This window comes from Pseudomonas ficuserectae (assembly GCF_024584585.1).
Lineage (GTDB): Bacteria > Pseudomonadota > Gammaproteobacteria > Pseudomonadales > Pseudomonadaceae > Aquipseudomonas > Aquipseudomonas amygdali.
Genome location: NZ_CP085684.1, coordinates 1,674,291 through 1,697,512, shown reverse-complemented (window position 1 = coordinate 1,697,512; position 23,222 = coordinate 1,674,291). Strand labels below are relative to the sequence as shown.

18 protein-coding genes and 2 pseudogenes are annotated in these 23,222 nt (G+C 54.9%); 16 read left to right on the top strand and 4 right to left on the bottom strand.

Going from position 1 to position 23,222, the window contains the following annotated elements; translation table 11 throughout:
* Positions 1-33: 33 nt before the first annotated feature.
* From LJU29_RS07530 to LJU29_RS07520, 3 genes are all read right to left on the bottom strand, one after another.
* Positions 34-1,196 (bottom strand): IS3 family transposase gene (locus LJU29_RS07530; protein WP_122320854.1). Its coding sequence is split into 2 segments (ribosomal slippage): positions 34-941 and positions 941-1,196, totalling 1,164 coding nucleotides; the frame shifts between segments, so codons are not numbered across the junction.
* A gap of 81 nt (positions 1,197-1,277) precedes the next feature.
* Positions 1,278-1,601, bottom strand: a complete 324-nt coding sequence (locus tag LJU29_RS07525; RefSeq protein ID WP_005734861.1) for a hypothetical protein — start codon at positions 1,599-1,601, stop codon at positions 1,278-1,280.
* On the bottom strand, positions 1,594-2,292 hold the full coding sequence (locus LJU29_RS07520; protein ID WP_005759928.1) for a ParA family protein: 699 nt from the start codon (positions 2,290-2,292) through the stop codon (positions 1,594-1,596). Before LJU29_RS07520 ends, LJU29_RS07525 begins: the two co-directional genes overlap by 8 nt.
* Before the next feature lie 703 nt (positions 2,293-2,995).
* Here LJU29_RS07520 and LJU29_RS07515 point away from each other — a divergent pair.
* The 3 genes from LJU29_RS07515 to LJU29_RS07505 all read left to right on the top strand — a co-directional run bounded on the left by LJU29_RS07515 (position 2,996) and on the right by LJU29_RS07505 (position 5,205).
* Positions 2,996-3,976: an IS5-like element ISPsy2 family transposase gene (locus tag LJU29_RS07515; RefSeq protein WP_054078085.1), complete on the top strand. Its 981-nt coding sequence runs from the start codon at positions 2,996-2,998 to the stop codon at positions 3,974-3,976.
* A 162-nt stretch (positions 3,977-4,138) separates the two neighbouring features.
* Positions 4,139-4,387: a hypothetical protein gene (locus LJU29_RS07510; RefSeq protein WP_005734825.1), complete on the top strand. Its 249-nt coding sequence runs from the start codon at positions 4,139-4,141 to the stop codon at positions 4,385-4,387.
* A gap of 302 nt (positions 4,388-4,689) precedes the next feature.
* Positions 4,690-5,205 (top strand): GAF domain-containing protein, encoded by a 516-nt coding sequence (locus LJU29_RS07505; protein ID WP_005734824.1) that lies wholly within the window; start codon positions 4,690-4,692, stop codon positions 5,203-5,205.
* 589 nt (positions 5,206-5,794) lie between these two features.
* Here the strand turns inward: LJU29_RS07505 and LJU29_RS07495 are convergent.
* Positions 5,795-6,160, bottom strand: a complete 366-nt coding sequence (locus LJU29_RS07495) for a response regulator (RefSeq protein ID WP_257111968.1) — start codon at positions 6,158-6,160, stop codon at positions 5,795-5,797.
* Between the two features lie 36 nt (positions 6,161-6,196).
* Here LJU29_RS07495 and LJU29_RS07490 point away from each other — a divergent pair.
* From LJU29_RS07490 to LJU29_RS07430, 13 genes and pseudogenes are all read left to right on the top strand, one after another.
* A pseudogene (locus LJU29_RS07490) lies at positions 6,197-7,347 on the top strand (IS3-like element ISPsy29 family transposase).
* 16 nt (positions 7,348-7,363) lie between these two features.
* Positions 7,364-8,767, top strand: a pseudogene (locus LJU29_RS07485) (PcfJ domain-containing protein); the annotation flags it as partial.
* Positions 8,768-8,769: 2 nt separating this feature from the next.
* Complete coding sequence (locus tag LJU29_RS07480) at positions 8,770-10,725, top strand: DEAD/DEAH box helicase (RefSeq protein ID WP_257111966.1); 1,956 nt, start codon at positions 8,770-8,772, stop codon at positions 10,723-10,725.
* Positions 10,726-11,245: 520 nt separating this feature from the next.
* Positions 11,246-12,229, top strand: coding sequence for a DUF1852 domain-containing protein (locus LJU29_RS07475; RefSeq protein WP_054097068.1), 984 nt, complete (start codon positions 11,246-11,248; stop codon positions 12,227-12,229).
* A gap of 26 nt (positions 12,230-12,255) precedes the next feature.
* The gene (locus tag LJU29_RS07470; RefSeq protein WP_122322852.1) at positions 12,256-13,290 is read left to right on the top strand and encodes a methionine synthase; all 1,035 of its coding nucleotides are present in this window, start codon (positions 12,256-12,258) and stop codon (positions 13,288-13,290) included.
* 124 nt (positions 13,291-13,414) lie between these two features.
* A complete protein-coding gene (locus LJU29_RS07465; RefSeq protein WP_005753810.1) occupies positions 13,415-14,674 on the top strand; it encodes an IS256 family transposase in 1,260 nt (419 codons plus the stop codon).
* Positions 14,675-15,130: 456 nt separating this feature from the next.
* On the top strand, positions 15,131-16,264 hold the full coding sequence (gene pilL2, locus LJU29_RS07460) for a PFGI-1 class ICE element type IV pilus protein PilL2 (RefSeq protein WP_122389921.1): 1,134 nt from the start codon (positions 15,131-15,133) through the stop codon (positions 16,262-16,264).
* On the top strand, positions 16,261-17,997 hold the full coding sequence (gene pilN, locus LJU29_RS07455) for a PilN family type IVB pilus formation outer membrane protein (protein WP_257111959.1): 1,737 nt from the start codon (positions 16,261-16,263) through the stop codon (positions 17,995-17,997). The genes pilL2 and pilN overlap by 4 nt, the downstream gene beginning before the upstream one ends.
* A 1-nt stretch (position 17,998) precedes the next feature.
* On the top strand, positions 17,999-19,357 hold the full coding sequence (pilO2, locus tag LJU29_RS07450) for a type 4b pilus protein PilO2 (protein ID WP_257111957.1): 1,359 nt from the start codon (positions 17,999-18,001) through the stop codon (positions 19,355-19,357).
* Positions 19,347-19,949: a type IV pilus biogenesis protein PilP gene (pilP, locus tag LJU29_RS07445; RefSeq protein WP_005734842.1), complete on the top strand. Its 603-nt coding sequence runs from the start codon at positions 19,347-19,349 to the stop codon at positions 19,947-19,949. Before pilO2 ends, pilP begins: the two co-directional genes overlap by 11 nt.
* A complete protein-coding gene (locus LJU29_RS07440) occupies positions 19,946-21,577 on the top strand; it encodes a GspE/PulE family protein (protein WP_257111954.1) in 1,632 nt (543 codons plus the stop codon). Before pilP ends, LJU29_RS07440 begins: the two co-directional genes overlap by 4 nt.
* Positions 21,567-22,658, top strand: a complete 1,092-nt coding sequence (locus LJU29_RS07435) for a type II secretion system F family protein (RefSeq protein ID WP_257111952.1) — start codon at positions 21,567-21,569, stop codon at positions 22,656-22,658. Before LJU29_RS07440 ends, LJU29_RS07435 begins: the two co-directional genes overlap by 11 nt.
* A gap of 38 nt (positions 22,659-22,696) precedes the next feature.
* Complete coding sequence (locus tag LJU29_RS07430) at positions 22,697-23,221, top strand: type 4 pilus major pilin (RefSeq protein ID WP_257111950.1); 525 nt, start codon at positions 22,697-22,699, stop codon at positions 23,219-23,221.
* Position 23,222 lies beyond the last annotated feature (1 nt).

The following is a 23,222-nucleotide window of genomic DNA, read 5'->3' as shown; positions in this document are numbered from 1 at the left end:
ACTTGGTGACGGTCTCACCCGTCTTTGTAGTGGTCAACTGATCCCGGACACGACGTTAAGGTTTTTCTCGTACTGAGCGGGCGCCATTCCATCATTGAACTGGTGTGGCCGAATCCAGTTGTAACGATGCATCAGGTAATGACTGATATCCCGCTGAGCCTCTTGGACCGTCATGTAGCCCACGGTCGGTATCCACTCAGTTTTCAAGCTGCGGAACACACGCTCCATCGGCGAGTTGTCGTAGCAATTACCCCGGCGGCTCATGCTCTGGCGTATGCGGTATCGCCAAAGCCGCTGGCGAAACTGTCGGCTCCCGTATTGGACGCCCTGGTCGGAATGAAACAGCAGGCCCTGAGGCTTGCCGCGTTGCTCATAAGCCATGTCCAGCGCCTTGATCACCAAGTCCGTATCCGGTTTGTTCGAAAACGCCCAGCCCACCACCCGACGCGCGTAAAGATCCATAACCACCGCCAGGTAATGCCATTTTCCTTGCGCCCAGATGTAGGTGATGTCGCCACACCAGACCTGATTGGGCGCGGGTACATCGAACTCCCGATTCAAAATGTTCGGAATGTCAGGCCGCTCCACTGTTGCTTTTTTATAAGCATGCGAGCCTGGTTGCTTGCTGATTAATCCCAGCTCCCGCATCAAGCTACGCACCTTGAACCGACCGATTTGCTCGCCATCCGCCTGCATCATCGACACGATACTGCGGCTGCCGGCAGCGCCTCGACTTTGCCCGAACAGCTCATTGACTCGGCTAAGTAAACGAACCCGCTCGGCGTCTGGAGACCGACGCCGCAGGCAATGGTTGTAGTAGCACGAGCGAGGTACCTCGAACACTTCGCACAGCAATTCGATTGGCTCATGGACACTGAGCTGATCAATCAGCGCATGCGCTCGTGCTCTTCCGACATCAAGAGCGCGGTGGCCTTTTTTAAAATGGATTTCTCCCGCTCAAGACGGGCGATCCGGGCTTCGAGCTCCTGGATTTTTTGCTGCTCGGGCGTGAGGGCTTTGCTCTGTGGAGTGACACCGTTGCGCTCTTGTTGAAGCTGGTTGACCCAGCGACGCAGCGCAGATTCGACCACCCCAAGCGAGCGGGAGGCTTCGATATGGCTATAGCCTTGATCGAGCACGAGGCCTGCGGCCTCGCGTTTGAATTCAACGGAAAAGGTACGGCGTTGTTTGGTCATCAGACACCTCTATCTGGCGATATTCTCGCCTAAATGAGTGTCCGGAACCATTAGACCACTACAAAGTGCTACCGCGCATCACTATTTGACTTGAGAGTCCCTTTCTTCGAGCGCGTCTAAGGCCAAGCTCATTAGATCACCAAGGACTCTGATGCCGCGTCTTTCGGCCATCTCATAGAAACGATCATGACAAGCTTCTGTCACCTTGATGTTGAGCTGTTTTTTTGGCGAACTGGAGTTAAACCGTGCACGCTTTGCAGGCTTGGCTTCCGGCGCCGCCCGCGAAGGAAAATTGTTATCTTTAGATATCTTTTCGATAACCTCATTGTCTACCGGACGCTGCTCCTCCCCTTTCGGCTTGAAATTACCCAAGTTCGCAAAAGGGTCGATTCGTTTATCAGTCATCACTCACCTCGCCCACCGGCTGGAGTTTTGATACGAGTTCTGCAGCGAATGCATCAGCGTTAGCGACAGCCTTATCGATGCCTGGTACCTCAGAAGCATTCAAGTCACCCAAAGGCTGTTGAAAGGAGAACATCGCTCGAAAGGCTTCACGCTCTGTCATTACCGTTTCGAACATAGGAATCTGCTTCTCCACAAGACTCCTACGTAGATTGGACATAGTTCGGGTTTGATAGGCAGGGGGTGTGCGTGTCAGCAGAATTGAGAATGGCAGGCTATAGCCTGGCAGATGCCTTCTCATAGCTAGCTCTTGATCGTGTATCAGAGAAACCGCCCTGCCCGCCTGCTCTGCGTCCAGTAAAGACCCTTGCATCGGCACAACGACAAAATCTGCCTCCTGTAACGCTAGCACCACAATTTTGGCGGCAGTACCTTCCAGGTCGACAATTACGAACGGATCGAGATTGGCAGCTTCACGAATTTTGCTCGCGATGTTGTTTTCCGTCACTCCGGAGATAACTGTCATATTGGAAGGACAATGCCCACCCGCCGCCCATTTGGCGATCGGGTAGTTAGGGTCAGCGTCGATTACTGTCACACCTACTCCTCTGGCGGCTAGCTGGGTAGCCAGAGCTAGGCATGAGGTGGTTTTACCTACCCCACCCTTGGGGCTGACAAAAGGGATTGTTGGCATATCGATATCTCCGGATACCTGTGGCTATCAAAAGCTATCTAATGATAGATATTCAGCCAAGCATAACAAGATACCTGGAAGTATCACAAGATATCCGAAGCTATCTCAAGGTAGGAAAAGATATCAAGACGTATCACCTAGCTAACTGAGCGTAATGGACTACCAAGGGCTGTAGAGGCAGACTCGATGGTAACCGCACTGGCCACACTGCTCAGGATTAGGAAATGGGGTTTGGGGAGCAACGGAGCAAAATACCAACGTAAGACCTGCCTCGGGCGTTCGGTGTGGCTCAAAAGGGTAGCTCACCCCGAAATGGCTCTTTAGGATTGCTTTTAGACCAAGTGAGCCATGGCTGATAAGCTCGGCTTATTTGGGTATACTCGAATGAGACAGAAACGGCGTGCGCTCACTCGCAGCCAATTCCGGTTCATGACGGTCGATTGCAGGTCGAATCAGATGAATGCAGGTTCATTCGCAAATAATCTCGGTCTGCTGGCTCGGATAGACGCAATTAAACCCGGTCGAAAAATGCGATGATTGCAGGTCGAGGCCATTTCGGTTGCAGGCCGCTACAGCTACTGATAGTCGCAATTAATGCGAGCCCGCGGGTTTTCGATTGCAAGCCGCTACATCTAAGGAAACTCTGAAAAAGACTTCCTAATTTGGCAAAATCTCCGGACACCAGTCGCCGAGCTTTTCGAGGATGAAACAGATGACCTTCGCCGACGCCGAGTATGCCGGCAAGCGCAAGCAGACCCGTAAGGAATTGTTCCTGATCGAGATGGATCAGGTGGTGCCCTGGAAAGGTTTGATTGCCCTGATTGAGCCCTATTATCCAAAAGGAGAAGGTGGCCGGCCCGCCTACCCACTGATGGCGATGCTGCGTGTTCATCTGATGCAGAACTGGTTCGGCTACAGCGATCCGGCGATGGAAGAAGCGCTGTATGAGACGACCATCCTGCGTCAGTTTTCAGGCCTGAGCCTGGAGCGAATTCCAGACGAAACCACCATTCTCAACTTCCGTCGTCTGCTGGAAAAGCACGAGTTGGCGACCGGGATTCTCGGCGTAATTAATGGTTATCTGGGCGACCGTGGCTTGTCGTTGCGTCAAGGCACCATCGTCGATGCCACGCTGATTCACGCGCCCAGTTCGACCAAGAACAAGGATGGCAAACGCGATCCTGAGATGCATCAAACCAAGAAAGGTAACCAGTACTATTTCGGCGCCAAGGCTCACATCGGCGCCGACGACGAGTCAGGCCTGGTGCACAGCGTGGTAGTAACAGCGGCCAATGTGGCAGACGTCACGCAGGTTGCCAAACTGCTGCACGGCGAGGAAAACGTAGTCTGTGCCGACGCAGGTTACACCGGGGTCGAGAAGCGCGAAGAACACGCTGGGCGCAAGGTCATTTGGCAGATTGCCGCCCGCCGCAGCACTTACAAAAAGCACGGAAAACGCAGTATTTTGTACAAGGCGATCCGCAAAATCGAGAAGGCCAAGGCCCAGGTTCGCGCCAAGGTCGAGCATCCGTTTCGGGTCATCAAACGCCAGTTTGGCTATGAAAAAGTGCGCTTTCGGGGCTTGGCCAAGAACACCGCGCAGATGGTGACGTTGTTCGCCCTGTCAAACCTGTGGATGGCCCGCCGACATTTGTTGGCGAGCGCAGGAGAGGTGCGCGTGTAATGCAGGAAATGGTTACCGCAAAAGGCTTTGCAGCGGCCGAAAGAGCTGAAAAGCGAAGATAATTGAGCAAATTTCGACATGCATCGTTTTTTGAAAAGTGCTGAGGACTCGGTAGCCGGAAAACATCCGGCTACTTCAGACCTTCCCTAAGGATAGCGTCTAGTGAAAGAACATAGTTTATCTGCACTGTTTTTCGAGCTTACCCTGAAAGATGCTCGGATCGTGATTGATAGGATCTCTGATTCCTCAAACGAACAGGTTCTAGAAACACAAGCTGCATATGCAGCTGGGTATCTACATTGTGCGCAAGATCAGATGCTGATCACAGTTGATCAATGGATGGCCTTGCTCGACGAAATTGAGACTAAGAAGCATTTTTGGAAACGTCGTCGAGCCTGCCAAGAACAGTAAAAGCATTCCATGCCCATGAAACTGCGGCCCCAATAACTGAGCGGCTTTCTCTGGCTGGCCCCGTCGCCCTAATGCATATGGTGACGGCTGTGCGAGCGTGGTATAAATCAATAGCATTTTTGGCAAGGCAAGTTCGCAGAGCGCTTATCGGCTGCTCAAAAGCCGTTGAAGCAACATCACCAACCGCGATCCTGTCGGTACTTCTGCGGCGAGAAACGTTGAGATATTTTGGCCACGTCCAGTGAGCCCATGATACCGTATACGGAACGATTCAAAAGAAAGCTTTATCTGATAGGACGCACATGAGATTTTCCAATACCAACCCAGATAAACCTGTGATCACCGCGGCCGAATTCTCCGCTATCGCTGAAATTGAAGCGACTACTAGCACATTGCAATTGGTCAGCCGCCTTACTCAGATGAGATTCGTGTCCATTGCCAAGTTTACAGAAAGCGACTGGATTGCGTGTGCAGTTCATGATGCCGTGCATTTTGGCATCGCACCAGGTGATGCTTTTGCTTTGGAGGAGAGCCTTTGCAATGCAATGCGTTTTGATCACAAGACTCTAGTGATTCCGAGGTTGAGCCAAGATCCGAAATACCGCGATCATCCGAACGTGAGCCTGTTTGGCTTCGAAAGCTACGTAGCAATACCTATATTTTTTTCTAATGGAACGCTTTTTGGGAGCCTGTGTGCCATAGATTCACAGCCAGCGCTGCTTGATGACCCAGATGTAATTAGCACTTTGGAAATAATTGCCAAGCTGATCGGCGTGATTTTTTCTATGCGTATAAACCAACAAGAACATGCGTCGTAGCCATGGCGAAAAAGTTCATCTTTACAGCACGCTGAGACTGATTTTTCTCCTCGCAGTACATAGTCCCGGAATAACAGTTAGCAGCTTAAGAAGGCGGCCAGACAGCAATACTGGCGGATCAGCTCTCGTTCTGTTCGTCCGAAACGGAGACTTATAAATGCTGAGCAATCCAGTTCTTCATGTACTCCAGCACTCGAGTCGCACCTTCATCAGATTCAGCGAGTTCAATTGGTCGCTTATCGTCTAAATAGGGTTGGGCTTTTCCAACCATTTGAAAGCTGCAACCTTACTCCCGCGCACAGGATTCGCCAATTTCAGGATTTCCTGCAGCAGTTCAGGTTGCCCGTACCAAGATTCTGGCTTGGTTGTCGGCTTACTGTTTTGAACGACGCGAGGCAACTGGCAAGCAGCGAGTTCGCTTGCGTTGACTTACTCTCGCTTCCAATGTGCGAGCTTCACGAGATCAGTATTTGGTGGCCGAGTCTGATCAGTAGTTGGCACGACCACGCCAATCAGCACGTTGGTATGGGCTCTGATCATTTCTAGGGCCGCTGCCCTCCAGGCCGGGCGCGAGCTAAACCAACTGGCTCTAAGTTACACATTTGGCGATCGCAGCGACCAACGTCGGCATATCGAAGGGTTTGACCAGCACCAGCGTGTCTGGCGGGAGACGTTTCTCCAAGTCGTCTCCGGCATAACCGGTGACAAGCAATACGGGCATATCGTCGTACAGCACTCGGCATTGATAGGCCAACTCGCAGCCATCCATTGGGCCGGTCAAGCCGATATCGCTGATCATCAAATCGAAGGATTCAGCAGCTTCGCGCATGCGCTCTAGTGCACCGGAAGCGTCGCTGGCGACGATAACCTCATGACCCAACTGCTTTAGCCAGGTCGCCATCGTTTCACGCACTTCAAACTCATCATCTTGAATCGCCCCGGGTTTCGTAGACACCTCCATGCCTTAAACTGAGGCCAATCAGGAGGTGCCATGAGCAACCCACGTTATCCCGAAGAATTCAAAATCCAAGCGGTCAATCAAGTGACCGAAAAGAAGCTGCCTGTCGCTGATGTGGCGGCGCGTCTTGGCGTGTCGACGCATAGCCTCTATGCCTGGATAAAGCGCTACAGCAAACCTCAGGCAGAACGGCAGCAAGACGATGATCAGCACGCTGAACTGCGTCGTCTGCGAGCGGAACTCAAGCGGGTCACTGAAGAGCGAGACATCTTAAAAAAGGCCGCCGCGTACTTTGCCAAGGAGTGCGGCTGAAGTACGCCTTTATCAAGCAGCGCGCGGGCGACTACTCCATTCGACGGCTTTGCCTGACGCTGAAAGTCCATCCCAGTGGTTATTACGCTTGGTTGTCTGAGCCGCAATCTGCACGCGCTAAAGACGACCAGCGATTGCTGGGTTTGATCAAGCACTCGTGGCTGGAGAGCGGCGGAGTTTATGGCTATCGCAAAATCCATGACGACCTGCGCGAGGTCGGTGAAGATTGTGGTCGGCATCGTGTGGCGAGGTTGATGCGTCTTGAAGGTCTGCGCTCTCAGACAGGGTATCGACGTCGCCCTGGAAAGTACGGCGGTAAGCCAGCGGTCGCCTCACCCAATTTACTGAAGCGCGAGTTCGATGTCGTGGAACCCAACAAGGTTTGGGTCACCGACATCACCTACATTCGTACGTATGAAGGCTGGCTGTATTTGGCGGTGGTGCTGGATCTGTTTTCTCGTCAGGTCGTTGGCTGGTCAATGAAGTCGCAGATGACCAGTGATTTGGCCATTGATGCGTTATTGATGGCGGTTTGGAGGCGAAAACCGAAACAAGAGGTGATGGTTCACTCCGACTAGGGCAGCCAGTACAGCAGCTCCGATTGGCGCAGTTTTTTGAAGGCAAACAATTTGGTTGCCAGCATGAGCCGCCGAGGCAATTGTCATGACAACGCCGTGGCTGAGAGCTTTTTCCAGCTTCTGAAACGGGAACGAATCAAGCGGAAAATCTACACCTCACGGCAAGATGCTCGTAGTGATGTGTTCGATTACATCGAGATGTTCTACAACCCAAAACGCCGCCATGGTTTCAACAATCAGCTGTCACCGGTAGAGTTTGAAAAACGTTACGCAATGAGCTTGCAAGGTGTCTAGAGAATCCGGGGCGATTCACTTCTACGGCCCTCGTAACCGGTTTTACCTCACCTGCATCGGCGCAACGCTAAAGAGGTTTTGTCAGAGCTTGGATCAAGAGCTTTTACACGCTGTACGTTCGGTACAGTGCCCGTCTGCTCAACTGTATAACTGGCTGGCTCAGGGGGATCGCACGCGTCGGCTGCAAGCCTTGAAAGCGCAACCTGTACTCATTCCAGTGCTGGTCATTGGCCGTGGCATGCCCTGGCCGAAAATTGCAGACAGCCTCCTTCTTGAACAGTGTCCATGGAGAGACCTGCAGGAGTACTGCGGCTCTTGGGATGATGACTGCACCAGGGACGGATCTGGCTTCCTGGGACACGCAGCGGATACGGGTTTGCCTTTGAACAAGGTGCTAGCGTGGTTATTTTCCACCCCCATGTCTGCCATCCGCTACCTTGGCCAGCAGCGGGTGTACGACACCGGAAGTGCGCTGAGCCGCTTGAATGCTGAGGGGCTTGAGGCCGGCTGGGGCGATTTGATAGCGGGTGCTCGACTAGGTAATCGTCGCCCGAGCACCAAAGCCCAATGGCGCTCGTTTTATACATTTAGGTCGGCAATCCCGTGGTCATTGCTTCGAGCATTACCTGACATGAACGCTCTTTTGGCGGGCTGCCCAACTGACTGGGCGGATCCTGCCTGGTCGAACATGGCAGCCAAATTGGTCGACCTTAGAGAGATGTTCGGCAGCCTCGACAGGGCTGGCAGTCGTGCCGCGATAAACACGAAGAAGCGTCTATATGCATTTGTGGGTGGCTTGAGCTTTCGTCAGATATCAAATGTGACCGATGCTTTCCACGACGAACTCGAAGCGATCAGGGCCAGGCTGGAGAAGGTCATCCCACCTGAGCCGTCGGATGCCTTCACTCGCTGGCCGGGGCTGATGCCCAACACGGACACCATCACCTGCTGTGAAACAGGCCTACACATCGTCGAATTACGCTGCGCTGATGACTTGGACCTAGAGCATCGCGCCTTGGGTCATTGCATCGACACATACGACTACCACGCCTTTTTAGGTAACTGCCGACTCCTGTCGATCCGCTCGAGTGGAATCCCCATGGCGTCGGTCGAGCTCACACTCAGGGCACACGGTCGTGAACACAAGACGGAACAATCGGGTAAATGGACTCCAAAGCATCTGCACGTTGTTCAAATCAGAGGCCACCACAACGAAACCCCGGACACCCTCTCACCGGTGATGATAGCTTTCGAGAGGTTCATCGCAAAAGTAAGAAGCGGTCGTATTCCGGTGAACCTTGAGTGGCCCAACATAGCGGTGAAGATGGATCGCTACGCCGACAAAAACTCACTCTACAATATCCGATTCGGGGAAGAGGTTATCGGATGGGCTGAGCGATTTATGGACAAGGGGCTCTGATCATGACCGCGCCCAGACTGATGAACAAGCGACCGGTCCTGCTGCGTAAAGCCGTCTACGATGGCTACGACTTCGGGCTTTCCCTGAGTTATCTTGAAGGTGCCAACAAGCTGTTGTTACGCAGAGGTGGATTTTTCATACGCCGGTCTGATCACCCCTTGAATCAGTTCTGGCGCGTGCCCAAGGCCAAGCTGCTCGATGACTTGGACGTGCTGTATAGCGAACTGGCGGAGCTCGCGGATGGCAAACACATCGAAAGCTGGCAAGCATTCAGGGACAGGATTACCGGTGCCCAGTCAGACACTCACCGTGACGCATTCACTTGGGGGATGAAGTTCCGGCTCGCGCCGCTGGCTGAAGGCGGGGTGATCCTGTCAGGAGATTTTCATCCGGGTGCTGTCGCTATCGCGAAACGCATGCGTGGGGTGTTCCTCTCGGCAGGCAAAGCCTGGCGGGTAACAGGCACTGCCGAGTTGGTGCGTAGCAACCTGATTCTGGAACTGGGCTTGGCGGAGGATCAGTTCGAGATTCTGGATACCCTGCAAGAGCTGCTTGCCGACGGGTCGGTTTCGGCGGTGCGTGAGGTCACCAGCATCAGTCTAGGCGGTTACTCTCCGGAGTCGACGAAGACTGGGGAAGAAGTTTCAGATTCAGGTATCTACCTGGCATCTGTCCCATCCATCAAAAACACCGAACTGACCAGCGCCGATATCGATAAGGCGCTGGGAGGGTTCTCGCTGATGGAACATCAGCCGGCAGGTATCAGGCACCTGCTGCAGCGCACGAGTGCGCTGCTAGCCGACGATATGGGGCTGGACAAAACTCGCCAGGCGGTGATTGCAGCTGGTATACGCGCCCGGGGCAAACCGGTGCTGGTGATTGTGCTCAACAGCCTGATCATCAACTGGCAGCGCGAGATCCTCATGGTGTTTCCCCAAGCTCAGATCGCCATGCAAACCTTTGATGCCAGTGCTGGCTGGATCATCGTGAACTACGAGAGGCTGGGTGATTTTGTCATGCACGCGAGCCGTTTCGCGGTGATGGTCATTGACGAGGCTCACCGACTCAAGGAACCCACTGCAGCGTGGACACGCCACGGCTTCGACATTGCTGCCCAGGTACAAAACCGCTACCTGTTGACGGGCACGCCAGTGCTCAATCGCGAAGCGGAGCTGCACACACTGCTGAGGCTTTCGGGCCATCCAATCGGACAACTGCCCCTCAATGAGTTCTGCGAGCGATTCGCCGGCAGTCCTGAGTTTCGCAAAACGCTTAGAGATGAAATATCTGACTGGATGCTTCGACGCCGCAAGGATGTGCTGCCCAACCTGAAGGGGAAGCAGCGCCAGACTGTGCCGGTGATACTCAGCCAGGTAGAACGTGACGAGTACAATCAGATCATGCGTAGCGACCAGCACCGATTCGCAAGGCTGGGCGCACTGCGCCAACTGCTCGAGCGCGTGAAGGTACGGATCCTCGCGGATCTGATGGCCGAGCTGGACGTGGACGGCAAGGTGATCCTCTTCTGCGAGTATCAGGAGTCCGTGGCCACGTTGCGTGAGCACTGCCTCAAGATGGGCGTGGGGTGCGTAACGTTAGTAGGTAGTGACTCGCCCAAGAAGCGACAGAAGGCGATTGATGCTTTTCAGCAGGACCCGGACTGCAGGGTGTTTATCGGCACCCGGTCGGCCGCCGGCACTGGTTACAACCTGACAGCCGCGAACTATGTCTTTTTTCTGGGGCTTCCATGGACACCGGGGCTGCAGGACCAAGCTGAGGATCGAGCCTATCGCAATGGGCAGTTGCGCGTGGTTGTCGTCAAAATTCCCCTAGCTGAGGACACCATCGACCAGCAGCTGTGGCAGATGCTCATGGACAAGCGCGCCCTGGCCAGCGATCTGATCGATCCGGACGCGGAAGAGTCGAGTAAAAGGCTCTTGCCGAGATTCTCTGAGTGATGCGTGCGGCACCATGGCGGGCGATTCCAAAGCAGCTACATGCGTAATTGCATGGATTTGACCACCCATTTGCACTCGACTTGACCAGTTGTTTGCATCGAATTTGACCAGCCCACGGGTTCAGCTTTGATTGTATGGTGCTAATCCCGAACCGCACTGCTCACCATTGCCGAGTATGAATACTTTTACGTGCGAGCCAAGGACATTCTGGTACGCAGCGATATTTTTCACGCTTATCGAAAAGAGGGATTTCAGCGATTCCTCACAGCAACGCAGCTGGAACGCCAGATTGAGAATTCATCATCGCCCTTGGCCCCACCCCGTCGCGGGATCATGAGCGCGGCTAATATTTTATTGAAATCAATTCGTTTTTATTCATACAGGCTCCCCGCATAAAATGCGCCCAGCTCTTCACGACCGGCAATCTAAAAGCCGTTGCGTGAGAAAACGGAACGATAGCCGCATCTGAAAAGCAATCAGCAGATTCAGATCTGGCGCGACGAACAGGGTGCTAGGCACGATGAACAAAGAATTCACTTTTTCCATCAACAGCATCAGCTTTGATGAACACTACACTCCTTCCGACAATACTCGGATCACGACCAACTTCGCCAATCTGGCCAGAGGTGCGAGCCGTGAGGAGAACTTGCGCAACACGCTCAAGATGATAGATAACCGCTTCAACGCTCTGGCGCATTGGGACAACCCGACGGGGGATCGTTACACGGTCAAGCTAGATATCATTTCCGCTGAAATGAACATCGATGCGCAAAGCCGTGACCATGTCATTCCGTTGATTGAAGTGCTGAAAACGACGATTGTCGATCAAAAAACTGGCGAGCGAATCAACGGCATCGTCGGTAACAATTTCTCCTCTTACGTGCGGGACTACGATTTCAGTGTGCGGTTGCTGGAGCACAACAAGAACCAGTCCGAGTTCAGTACGCCAGAAGATTTTGGCGATTTGCACGGCAAGCTGTTCAAGTCGTTCGTCAACTCAAGTGCCTACAAAGAGCATTTTGACAAGCCGCCTGTGATCTGCCTGAGCGTGTCGAGCACCCGAACCTACCATCGCACAGAGAATCAGCATCCTGTGCTGGGCTTCGAGTACGAGCAAGACGCGTACTCGTTGACCGATGAGTATTTCAAGAAGATGGGCTTGCAGGTTCGCTACTTCATGCCGCCCAACAGCGCTGCACCGTTGGCCTTTTACTTCTCGGGCGATTTGCTGGGTGACTACACCAACCTTGAGCTGATTGGCACCATCAGCACCATGGACACCTTCCAAAAGATTTACCGGCCTGAGATCTACAACGCTAACTCGGCGGCTGGAAAATCCTATCAGCCGAGCTTGCAGAACCAAGACTTCTCGTTGACTCGAATTGTGTATGACCGAGAGGAACGTAGTCGGCTGGCTGCCGAGCAAGGAAAGTTTGCGGAAGAACAATTCATCAAGCCTTATCAAGCCGTGCTTGAGCAGTGGTCGCTTAGCTGCGCTCTTTGATTATTTAGAAATTAAGGACTTTACGCATGAAAAAACTGTTGCCCACTTCGACAGCTGGCAGCTTGCCTAAACCTTCCTGGCTTGCTCAACCCGAGACACTCTGGTCACCCTGGAAATTACAAGACGATGAGCTGATTGAGGGCAAGCAAGATGCGCTGCGCCTGTCGCTGCATGAACAACAGCTGGCCGGAATCGATATCGTCAGCGACGGTGAGCAGACTCGTCAGCATTTCGTAACGACCTTCATTGAGCACCTTTGCGGCGTTGATTTCGAAAACCGCGAGACGGTCAGGATTCGTGATCGTTACGACGCCAGCGTGCCGACTGTGGTGGGCGCCGTCGCTCGGAAAAAGCCGGTCTTCGTTGAAGACGCCAAATTCCTCCGTCAGCAAACCTCACAGCCTATCAAATGGGCTCTGCCTGGCCCGATGACGATGATCGACACCCTTTACGATGCTCATTACAAAAGCCGTGAAAAACTGGCTTGGGAATTTGCCAAGATCCTCAACCAGGAGGCCAAAGAACTGGAGGCTGCTGGCGTCGATATTATTCAATTCGATGAACCGGCCTTCAACGTGTTCTTCGATGAAGTGAACGAGTGGGGCGTTGCCACGCTGGAAAGGGCAATCGAAGGGCTGAAATGCGAGACAGCCGTGCACATCTGCTATGGCTACGGCATCAAGGCGAATACTGACTGGAAAAAGACCCTGGGCTCAGAGTGGCGGCAGTACGAAGAAGCCTTCCCCAAGCTGCAAAAATCCAGCATCGATATCGTCTCGCTGGAGTGTCACAACTCCCACGTGCCCATGGATCTGATCGAACTCATCCGAGGCAAGAAGGTAATGGTCGGCGCCATTGACGTGGCCAACCATACCATTGAAACGCCCGAAGATGTCGCCAATACCTTGCGAAAGGCACTGCAATTCGTCGATGCCGACAAGCTTTATCCATGCACCAACTGCGGTATGGCGCCCCTGCCTCGTCGAGTCGCCAGCGGCAAGCTGCACGCGCTGAGTGCCGGCGCAGAGATCGTCCGTAGAGAGCTTTTGAACGGACGCTAATCCGCACTGCGCGGTGTCGTACACAGCTTGTGTGAGCGTGAGGCCTCTTTTGATCAACGGTTCACTTCCCGGGGACTGTCAGAAATTTTGTGTTCGGGCATCACATGCGTTTAAGGTGCATGACATGCCTAGCAAAAAGACCCCGGCCGGCAAGGCCAAGAAAGACCTCCCTGAAATCCCCAAGGAGCTGGTCGAACAGTTCGTCAAAGGCCCGATGACAGCCGAGGCGATTCAAGACATCTCGATGGCCTTCAAGAAGGCGTTGGTCGAGCGCGCACTCGGTGCCGAGCTTGGCCATCATCTCGGCTACCCGCCAGGTGCGGAGCGCCCCGAAGGCATCGAGAACCAGCGCAACGGCAGCAGTGGCAAGACTGTCCTGACCGACGATGGCCCGCTGAAACTGGATATTCCTCGAGATCGCGATGGCAGCTTTGCCCCGATCCTGATCCCCAAGCATGAGCGCCGCTTCACCGGTTTCGACGACAAGATCATCGCCATGTATGCCCGTGGCATGACGGTGCGCGAGATTCGCGCGTTCCTGTTGGAGCAATACGGCACGGACGTTTCCCACGACTTCATCAGCTCGGTGACTGACGCCGTGATGGAAGAAGTGGGTGCGTGGCAACAGCGGCCGCTCGAGCCGATGTATCCCGTGATTTTCTTCGACGCCCTGCGCGTGAAAATCCGCGATGAAGGCATGGTGCGCAACAAGGCGATCTACTTGGCACTGGGTGTTTTGCCGGATGGTACCCGCGATATTCTGGGCATCTGGATCGAAAATACCGAAGGCGCCAAGTTCTGGCTCAAGGTGTTCAATGACCTGCGCAACAGAGGCGTCGAAGACATGCTGATCGCTGTAACCGATGGCCTCAAGGGCATGCCGGAGGCGCTGGCAGCGGTTTACCCTGAAACGACCCTACAGACCTGCATCGTCCATTTGATCCGCAACAGCCTTGATTACGCCTCCAGGGACAAGCGCAAGGGCTTGGCCAAGGCGCTGAAGCCGATTTACCAGGCACTGAACGCAGAGGCTGCGGAGCAAGCGCTGAACGACTTTGAGTCCGGGCCTTGGGGGAAACAGTATCCAACCGTCGTTGCCGCGTGGCGTCGGGCTTGGGATCGCGTAATCCCGTTCTTCGTGTTCCCGCAGGCGATACGCAAAGTGATCTATACCACCAACGCCATCGAAAGCGTGAACGCGCAACTGCGCAAGATCATCAAGACGCGCGGGCACTTCCCGAATGACGAAGCGGCTACCAAGTTGATCTGGCTGGGGCTGCGTAATATCACGGCCAACTGGAGCAGAGCCGCGCATGATTGGAAGGGTGCGATGAACCAGTTTGCGATCCTTTACGGAGATCGCTTCACCAGGCCCGCCTGGTGATTACAGTGTCCGTCAGGTGACGGGCGTTAACCGCCCGCACACAAAAAATCTGACAGTCCCCTTTCGAAGATGCCAGCCGCTCGTTTTATTTAGGATCTGTCATGTCACTTCTTGGTAATGCCATTGACCCTCTGACGGCGAGCCTCAGAAGGTGCCACCCACATCGCTTTTTTAGCTTAACAACACTGCGTGCTTCGGGTGGTCAAATCCGATGCAAGCAGATGGTCAAGTGCAATGCGAACGCTTGGTCAAGAGAGGTGCAATTTCCCAGCTGAAGCCTGTACCTCGCTGAAGAGCGCTATGCTCTGATCAACTGGCGGGCTGACTGATGAGGAGGGTTCCTGTATCCCCACGCCTTCTCAAATAACCAGAATCGATCCGTTAAGGGTTTAGCAGTGCTTTGCAACCTGAGCGCTGGCACCTTGGCCACCATCAAGAAATGGGGTCAAGGCACACATGATCAGGCAGCTTTCCACACTTTCCATACTCGCGCTGTTCGCCGGATGCACATCTGTAGCGGACAAACCGGTTGGGCCTGCTTTCGACAGCAGCCAGAATCCTGAGCTGCTCTCGCCAGACCTGTACTCAAGCGGCGCAAAGTCCGGTCAGGAGCCGATGGTCCGCTATGGTCGATACGCTCTGGTGAATACCGCCCCAGAAGCCGAACAGCGTGACCTGATGGCCCAGATCATCGATGTCAGCATTCCGGCCAATATGCATCCGTCCGTCCAGGATGCGATGCAGTATGTGGTCAGCCGCTCAGGCTACACCTTGTGCCCACCGAGCACCGGTCACGTAAACATCTTGTTCACACGCCCTCTTCCTGCTGCCCAGTACAAGCTCGGACCAATGAGCCTGCGCAACACGCTGCAGGTACTGGCCGGTCCGGCATGGCAGGTCAAGGTCAACGAAGTCACGCGCGGTGTCTGTTTTGTACTGCGGCCAAGTTACCAACTGCCGGAGACGTCTAAGCCCGTGGCACTGGCTCAACCTGCGCAACCGGCGAGCACTGGATCAACCTCGGTAGCCAGCACCTCCCCAGCCGTTACCGTTGTAACTGCCCCGGCAACAGGAACCCCATTCAGCAAGGACACATCCCCTGCAGGGCAACCGCAAACCACGGTCGTCACGCAGGCAAAAGCGCAACCAGCTGCATCCATCAGCACCCCAGCCAAGGAAGGCCCCCCTACACAGCAAAAGCCGACTCCTGTGAGCGCGGCTCCGGCGACGGCCACATCTCAGACCACCGTCACCAAGAGCATCGCTTCGACCAGCCAGGCTCCGACAAAACCTGAACCTGCAGCGAAACCCGTCGCAACGGTTGCGTCACAGCAAACGTGGAACGCGCCTGTGGGCAGTACCTTGCGTCAATCGGTCGAAGACTGGGCCAAGCGGGCAGGCTGGCAGGTTATCTGGGTGCCGGAGGATCTGGACTACCGCATCGAAGCACCGTTGAGTTTTACAGGCTCCTTCACCTCGGCAGTCAGGCAGATATTCCCACTGTACGACAACGCCAAACGGTCCTTTGTGGTGGACGGTAATGAAGGAAATGGTCAGCAGGTTCTGCACGTATCGGAGAGGAAAAAATGAGCATGCCCTTCATGCGTCAGACCGCTCTGTGCCTCGCTGTTTTGTCGGCATCAGCCTGCTCAGTCCAACGGGTGGATGAAGCTGCTGCACGGGCAGAGGCTACCGCCGATTCTGCCGGCCGTTACGCAGCTATCCAGCGTAACAAGCAGCAGCAGGAACGCCGCGACACAGTGATATTCAGTGATAAACCCTGGGTTTCAACGCAGCCAGTTGTTGCGAGACGAGGCATCCCATCCAAGTATGACTGTGAGGTCGCCTACCGGCCTGCTGGCAGTGTCGGAATCGCTGAAATTGCCCAGTACATTTCCAGCCAGTGCGGCATCCCCGTACTTGTCTCGCCGGATGCGCTCAATCCTGGCCTGCTGAACGCCAATGCACCTGCCCAAGGCAACAATGCTCCTCCGATCAGCACAGCCCCCAACCCTGACAGCCTGGCCGGGCTTTTGCCTGCTGGCATTACAGGCGACTCCAACCTGGAGCAGGCCTCTCAGGGCAGAAGCTCTGACTTCGCATCGATGCTGACACCGAATCTCGTCAGTGGGTTGCGCTACTCAGGGAAAGCTTCGGGTCTGCTGGATGACGTCACCGCGCGGCTGGGACTCACCTATCGATTCAATCCCAACTCACGGTCAGTGCAGGTCAGCTATTTCGATACCAAGGTGTTCGACGTCTACGCATTTGGTGACGTGCAGGAAATCAAAAGCACCGTCAGATCCGGTATGACCACCTCCTCAGGTTCGGGCAGTGGTTCGTCGAGCGGATCGTCCTCAGGAAGCAGTTCTTCGGGCGTTTCAGGTGACTCGGGCAGCAACCAGAGCACGACAGTCACACTCAACACATCGATCCTGACTGACATCCAGAGCAACGTGAGGGCAATGCTGAGTACCTCGCCGCCTGGTCGCATGTATCTGTCACCGTCGACAGGGACGTTGACCGTGACGGACCGGCCTGACGTGCTTTCGAACGTTGAGACCTATCTGGCCAAGACCAACCACGCGCTCACCCAACAGGTGCTGTTCAATGTGAAGGTGTTTGAGGCGACTCTGACCGACACCGATCAACTGGCTTTGAACTGGGCGGCCGTCTACAACTCGCTGAGCACAAAGTGGGGCCTGTCTCTGTCGAATACTGTGCCAGGCATCAGCTCCAGCGCTATCTCCGGCTCGGTAGGCATTGTAGATACAGCCAACTCCGCCTGGGCAGGTTCCAACGCGATCATCCAGGCAATCGCAGAACAGGCCCGGATCTCGAATGTTCGCTCGCCGTCCGTGACCACATTGAATCTGCAGCCTGCTCCACTGCAGATCGGTAACGTTCAAGGCTACATCCCATCGGTTCAAACCAACACCACTGCATCAGTGGGCTCCAGTACGGCAATTACTCCAGGCACGATCACCTCCGGCTTCAACATGACGCTGCAACCACGCTTGATGGACGACGATGAGATGCTGCTCATGGTTTCGATCAACATGAGCTCCAAACCTACCTTCGAGCCATTCACCAGCAACGGCTCCAGCGTTCAGATCCCCAACTACGATGCGAAAAGTCTGTCGCCAAAAGTGAAGCTCCGCAGCGGTCAGACATTGATCCTGTCGGGCTTTGAGGAGCTCAGCGACAACACGGACAAGATCGGCACAGGTTCACCTGGATTCTTCGGTCTTGGCGGTGGTCGTAAGCGCACCTCGTCAAAGAGCATTCTGGTGGTGCTGATCACCCCGATTGTGACCAACTGACATGGCGAACCCGTTCTCTCTGTTCCGAAAGCGCGCCCCGCGCGCTCAATTGCCCAGCGACGGCAAAGTTCAGATTCTGACTTATCACGGTAGATCTTTCGTGACAGGCCTACTGTGGCACCCGTTGGGTAGCCTTACTGGCTACATGAAAGAAGCACGACAGTTCGGTCGCGCCCAAGAAATGGACATTGTCGCCATCAGGCATACCGAGTTGGTGATTCAGGCCGGGTTCGTTTCGCAGAATGACGGCGCAGTCAAAGGCATGTATTCCCTTGCAGCATCACTCGCTGGGCAACTGGGCGCATCGTGGCTGGCTGCCTGGAGGATCGAGGACGCCGATGACAGATACGCCTTGGTCGCAGTGTACCGAGGCGCGGTCATCCCGGGAGCAGACCTGGTAGGCAGCAGTGAGGAAATAAAAAAGAAGGTGGCTCAGCAGCTGAGCCGCTCGATGAGCTTCGACAAAATCTTTCTCCCGCCGGAGTTTGCTCGCGGTGGCGAACGATTCGACCCAGATACATTGTTGCAACCTTCAAATCTGAAGCGCGAATACAAGCTGACACCGCTGGCATTCGGCCTGTCCAGACAGGAACTACTGAAAGCCGCGGTGATTGGTTCGTTGGTCGTGGCCGGCCTGATTGGGTGGCAGCAATGGAACGAACATAAGCTGCAACTTGCTCGCCAGGCGCAGGAAGCGGCAGAGGCGGCAAGGCAAGCTGAACTGGATGCACTGAACCAGCGAACAAACTCACCAGTTGTGATCGAGGCGCTTGTGCATCCGTGGGTAAAACAGCCTTCTGTCCCAGTTTTTCTTGAAGGTTGTAACGGCGCAATCGACCAGTTACTACCGGCAATCGAAGGGTGGCTATTCGTCTCCGCTAAATGCGACGGGACGCTGATGTCGGCCAACTACAACCGCACTGGCAACAGCACCACGATGGCTTTCACCGCTGCTACTGCGGGCTACTTTGCTGATACGCCCGCGTTCTACGACGAGGGCAACATGGCCGCTGTGAAGCTCACCTTCGAGCTGCCGCTTGCGGGTGATGACGTTCTGAATCCTGCAACGCAGGCCTTGGACAGCATCACTTCATGGCTGCAAGCCCAAGACCTGCAGCCCAAGATCACGGAAGTACCTGTGACGGTTGTCCAGCCACCAGCGTTGCCTGGCCAACCAGCGCCTCCACCACCACCGCCCCCGGATTATCGACACTTCGAAATCCGCTACACGAGCCTGTTGCCGCCAGCGATTGTTCTCCAAGGCGTGCAAAGCACTGGAATGCGCCTGCGTGAAATCAAAACCGACTTTCAAGACGGCAAATTAACCTGGAACGTCATAGGTGACCTCTATGTGCATTAACACTCGCGCTTCAATTCTGCTGACCTTTCTGTTGTCCTGCGTAGCCGCCGGCAACATGGCTGTCGCGGCCGATCCATCTCCCACCGACATCAGTCGGATCAACATTGGCGAGCTGTCCCAGGTGCAGAGTGAAACCCTTCTCTTCAAAGCACAGGCGGCGCGAGCTCGTGCCAAGGAAGACATCGTAAACGGGGGCAAGACATCTACGTCTGCGCCGGTTCAAGTAACGCAGACCGCTTACACGATGCCCGCCCCGGTCAGCAATACCGCACCGCAGTTGCCGGTGGTCAAGACCGTGTTCAGGACGAATAACGCCCTGTATGCCACGTTGCTGTATGGAAGTGGTTTCGAGGTCGATGCATCAGTTGGCAATGCTGAGCTGCCAGGCGGATTCAAGGTAATCAGCGTGTCCCTCGACAGCGTTGTACTGGGCCATGACGGACGCCGATATCCCCTAGGGTTCTCGACCAGGGCACCCATTGGTTCGGTTGACGCGCCCCAAATGTCACTGCAGACACTCAAGCCTATAACTCCCGGCCAGCCCTCGGCTATGAGTCCGCTGTCCAGCATGTCGCAGGAGTTACAGCGATGAGCGGCGCGGTACGAATTGAGCCAGAAATTGAGGCTGATCCGTTGGCACATCAGGTCACCCGACCGACTGCGCTCGTGCAACCGATAACCATCGCCATGCAGTCTGACGTGGTCGGAACGGTCCTGACTGCGGAGGGACAGCGGTTGGGGGATATCACCAGCGAGTTGCGTCAGCTGGTTGCCCTGTTAGCACCTGCCACTATGGCCGAGGAAGCAGAACTGCTCGTGTCGTCTCAGCACATGCACGACCCTTATGTGATGGCATTTATGGACCGCCTTGACCGAGCCGGAGTGCCGTTTCAGATCATCAGCAGCACGCTCAGCGAGATAAAGTCGCTGTACCAAAACGCCGGCAAAGCTTTCGCCGGATCTGTAGACAGTACTCAGCGCCAGCAAGAGGTGATTCGTATCATTGGCGCGGCCCATGCACGACGCGCTTCCGACGTGCATTTCATCGTTGGCCACGAAATCACCTACATCAAGTTCCGTGAGGACGGTCTCTTGCGGGAGTACGGGCAGATCCAGAGCGCCGTAGGAAATGAGCTCTGTTCTTCACTCTTCAACTCAATGTGTGACGTCAAATCCGAGGGCTACTATCAACCGGAGTTGAAACAGGATGCGCGCATAGCTCGCACCTTCCTCGATCAGTTGGGACTGTCCGGAGCCCGTGTAGCCACACGCCCTTTGGTCGACGGGCCCCTAATGGTGCTGCGTCTGATCTATGACGATCAGGAGAAACAGTCAGTAGACGATCTGGGGTTTCTGCCACAACAGAATTTGCTGTTCAAGAGGCTTCGAAGCCTCCCTTACGGCGTGATCATATTGACAGGGCCGACTGGATCGGGGAAATCGAAGTCGCTCCAGGTGCAGATCAACCTTCTGGCTGAAGAATGCAAGGGCACGAAACATATCCTTACCGTTGAGGACCCGCCCGAATATCCGATGCGTGCAAATCAGTCCCCTCTTGCCAGCAATGAGACATGGGGAGAATCCATTACAAACTCCGTGCGACTCGACCCCGACATACTTATGTACGGGGAGATTCGCGATCTGGAATCTGCTCAGGGAGCATTGCGCGGTGGTATGACTGGCCACCTCGTTTTAACAACTTTACACACCAACAACGCTGTAGCAGCAATCCCTCGGCTGATCGACATGGGGGCTGATACAAGCCTGGTCACCGACCCAACACTCATCGTCGGCCTTATCAACCAGTCTTTGCTGCCTACGTTGTGCAGGAAGTGTCGCGTGCCTGCGCACAGCCAGATCAGTACCTTGGATCCGCAGCTGGTCGAGCGGCTTGAAAAGATGACCGTGCTGGATCAGGTCTATCTGACCGGGCCTGGTTGCTCTCTATGCCGTGACGGGGTGAACGGCAGGGCCGCTGTCGCAGAAATTATTCTCCCGACCCACCGGTTCATGGAGGAGATCCGAAAGAATGGCCCAAGCGCTGCGCGTCAGTATTGGGTCAAGCACATGGGTGGTATCACGAAGGTTGCTCACACGCTCATCAAGATTAATGCGGGGCTGATTGACCCGCGTATGGCGGAGGCCGTAGTAGGTCCACTGGATTTTGACAGCTACATGCTGGATGCCGAGTCAACCGAGGCAGAAGCCTATGCTCAGTAAGGTGATGGACGCTTGGACTGGGTTTGTAGATAGCTTTTACAGAAACCAGTTCGGAGGCAATGAGCGTATCCGGCTGTACGACAGCATGACCGCTTTGCTGGAGAATGGGGTGCCACTCGACCTGGCCCTTGATCGTATTGGATCAATCTACAGTGATGGTGGCCGCCGTGCTCGACATCCGATCGCCCTTGCCAGCTATGGCATAGGCAAAGCTGTGGACGGCGGCAAGACGCTGGCCCAGGCATGCCTTAACTGGGTGCCTTATCAGGAGCACGCCGTCATCAGCGCCGGTGAGAAGTCAGGGAACTTGATCCAGGCATTCAGCGACTGCGTGCGCATCATCGAGGCTCGGCAAAAAGTGATGAGCCTGGTGCTCTCAACGGCCTTGTACCCGATATTTGTCTGGAGCTTGATGGCCTACTTGCTAAACGTAGTCGCCACTCGGGTGGTGCCTGCCATGAGCCGCTCATCCAACCCAGAAGCCTGGTCCGGCGCACCAATGGTTCTGAACATGATCGCCACCTTTGTGACTAACTGGGGGCTGCTGACTTTGTGCCTTGTAGTGGTCCTGGTTGTCACCAGCGTCGTCACTCTGCCTTATTTCCGTGGGCCTTGGCGGACACGGCTGGAGATCTTGCCTCCTTGGTCAATCTACAAAGCGCTCCACGGCTCAACTTTCCTCCTCAATATCGCGGTCATGCTGCGAGCAAATATCGATCCGCTCGGAGCGTTGGACACGTTAAAGCGCGGGGCAAATCCGTGGCTGCGTGAACGCCTGGAAGCCGCTCACTATGGGGTTCGGATGGGTAAAAACTTCGGCGAGGCTTTGGATCTTTCCGGGCATGAATTTCCAGGCCACGAAGCGATTCAATTCCTGATTGTTCTCTCCACCACGCAGAGCTTCTCAGCAGCAGTGCACCGCTACAGCCTTCGCTGGTTGGAGATATCACTGAAACAGGTCGAGCGTTACGCAAAGACACTGTCCCTCGTATCCATGGTTCTGATCGGCCTGTTGATGATGCTGGTCATGGTCGGAGCATACAGCATGACCGGCAATGCCACACAGGGCATGACGCACTGAGCACTACACCCGTTACCCACATACCCAGGACCACACACATGCAAAACATCACTCAATCCGCTCGGGCGAACCAGATCGGCTACATAACGGTTGAATTGCTATTCGCTCTCATCGTTATTCTGATGGGGATGGGCTACGCCCTCTACAACGGTTGGAGCGCGATGGGCAGTTCGGACGTCAACAACGAGCAAGGTAACGTCGGTCAACTGATCGCCAACACTCGCAAGCTCAAAGGGAGTGCCGGTTACGGAGCGTCAGGGACCGATCTGATCGCCCAGCTCAGCTCTATTAAGGGCCTTCCTAATATGTCCTTCTCCGGCGGCAAGATTTACAACGCCTGGAGTGGGCAGGTCACTGTGGTTGCCAATGGCATGACCTTCACAGTCACCGAATCGGGCTTGCCCCAAGATGCCTGCGTAACGCTGGCCACGACGATTGGACGCGGGCATAAGGTCACCACCGCTATCAATGGCGGCACGGCTGTGAGCGGCGAGGTGAGTTCTGCTAATGCTACTAGTGGCTGCACTACAGACAGCAACACCCTCGCTTGGACGGCCTACTGAG